The following is a 2,227-nucleotide window of genomic DNA, read 5'->3' on the forward strand; positions in this document are numbered from 1 at the left end:
CTGGCCGTCTGATCCTCCCCGCAAATCAACCACCCTCCCCTCCCGGCGGACCCGCTCTCCCCCCGCGACGTGTGCCACGACACAGCAGGGGACGGTTCAGTCGCCGTCGTGACCCGCCGGACGCCCGTCGACCTGGCGGAACGTCGTGCCGTCGTCGAGGGTCAGGACGCCGGCGAAGCGGAGCAGGTCGCCGATCGTCGTGATCATCTTCCCGCCGTCGATCCGCACCCCCTGCGCCGGGGTCCAGCCCGTGGCGAGGTACGACGTGTCGTCGGCCTTGAGCAGGTAGACGAACGTCTCGCACAGGATCCGGCTGCCGACGTCGCCGAGGAAGTTGCCGTTCCCCTGGATCTCCGCCTCCTTGAGCACGTAGTACCACAGGGGCGTGCCGTCGAGCTCCGCCAGGGCGTCCTTGACGCCCTGCGCGGCGCCGCGGGTGAGCTGCTCGGCGGACAGGGCCGGCACGTGCAGCGCCTCGGCCACCGCCTCCCCGGTGGGCAGGGACAGCCAGTACCCCCGCAGCAGGTTGCGCTGCGCGAGCTGCTTGAGCAGGGCGCTGATCTCCGGGGCCAGGCCGGGGTCGGTGCCCTCCTTGAGCATGGTGGCCAGGCCGGCCGCCAGGAACGGGTCGATCTTCGCCGCGGAGCGCCGGCGGTCCGGGTCGCCCTTGTCGACGAAGCGGGCCCAGTCGATCGGCCAGTTGGACGGGAGCACCTCGCCGGGCGGCGCCCCGGTGGGGACCAGCCCGCCGCCCCCGGTGAACTCGAAGAGCTGCACGAGGCTCGCGAACGCGGCCCGCGGCGCCGCTGCCGGTGGCACGACCTTGCCGAAGTTGAGGTTGAAGTCGTAGCCGTTGCGCACCATCGAGTGCCCGAACCGGAACGCGGCCACGGCGAACTCCAGCGGCATGGCGACCTTGCGACGGGGCCGGAAGAGCAGCGACGGCTCGACGAGCACCTCGTCCAGCACCCCCGGCTTGGTGAGCGTGCGCAGGTAGTCGTGGACCACCAGCCACTGGTAGTGGTGCTGGGTGAGCTGCTGGGCGCGGTCGAAGACCGCCCGCTCGTCCACCGTGAGCCACGGCTCGGTGCGGCGGACCCAGTCCACGACCGCGTTGTGGAACCGGATCAACCCCAGGTGCAGCTGGGCCACGACGAGGTTCTCGTCGTTGCGCCCGTCGGGGATCTTCGCCGAACCGGGGGCCGGCCGCTCGTCCTCCGGGACGTCGAGTCCTGCGATCTCCTCCGACGAGAACCGCGGCAGGTCGCGCTGCGGGTCGTCGCCCGGCGGGACGAGCTCGAACCCCGGGATCGGGGTCGTCGCCACCCGACCGAGCGCGAGCTTGGTCTGGTCGGTCGTGGCGTACGCGGCCTCGCTGCGGGTGGTCCGCCGTCCGGCCTCACCCGGGAACCGCGGCCCGCTGCCGTACAGGCTGTCGAGGTTGAGGAACGGGTGCCGACCGTTGTGCAGGCTGCGGACCACGACCTCCGGCGGGAACGCCGTGAACGGGTCGGAGACGATGTCGCCCAGCACGAGGTCGCCCGGCCGGGGCCGCTCCCCCGCCTCCGGCGGACCGTCCGGGCCGTTGGTGTTGAGCGTGATGTCGTGGTCGATGAACTGGCCCCAGTAGGTGTAGATCGCGGGGATCGTCGAGTCCAGCGCCGGGTTCGGCGGGCCCGCCGGCTCGATCATCCCGGCGCCGAGCTTCTTCAGGGCCGCGACGACCGCGTCCACGGTGGGTCCCGCGACCGGCCCTTCGGGCGGGTCGCCGCCGTCGGTGACCGGCAGGTGCGCGGCGGGGAAGTGCCCGCGCAGGCCGCGGAAGAGGTAGTCGAACGACGTCGTCGCCTCGAAGCGGTCCTCCACGATGTCGCGCAGGACGGCGAGCTCCGTCTCGTGGAGCAACGGGGCCGGCGACGACCCCGGGTCGGGATCCGGTCGCGGTCGGGGTCGCGGGCGCGGGCGCACCTGGCCGCCGTGGCGCACGCTGCGCACCGTCCGGCCGACCGGGTCCGAGTGGAGGTCGTGCCCGGGCTCGGGCGCTTCCTGCTCGATGGTCTGCTGAGCCGCCATGGCTCTGCCCCTCTCGGGAGAAGCGGGCGCCGGGCGCCGCCCGGCGCGGGGCGGGTCCCGGGCGGCAAAGAACAAGCCATCACGGGGATTGTACAGGGCTCCTAGCCCGCAAGCTGTGCCCACATTCGGTCAGGTGAGGGCGGATGGTACCCAT

The 2,227-nt window shown here is 72.7% G+C and carries 1 protein-coding gene; it reads right to left on the reverse strand.

Annotated elements, in window-relative coordinates:
* Nucleotides 1-96: 96 nt before the first annotated feature.
* A complete protein-coding gene (locus ACFVS0_RS09375; RefSeq protein ID WP_430564593.1) occupies nucleotides 97-2,073 on the reverse strand; it encodes a heme peroxidase family protein in 1,977 nt (658 codons plus the stop codon).
* Nucleotides 2,074-2,227 lie beyond the last annotated feature (154 nt).

The organism is Isoptericola sp. NPDC058082, assembly GCF_042885055.1.
In the GTDB taxonomy this organism is placed as follows: domain Bacteria; phylum Actinomycetota; class Actinomycetes; order Actinomycetales; family Cellulomonadaceae; genus Isoptericola.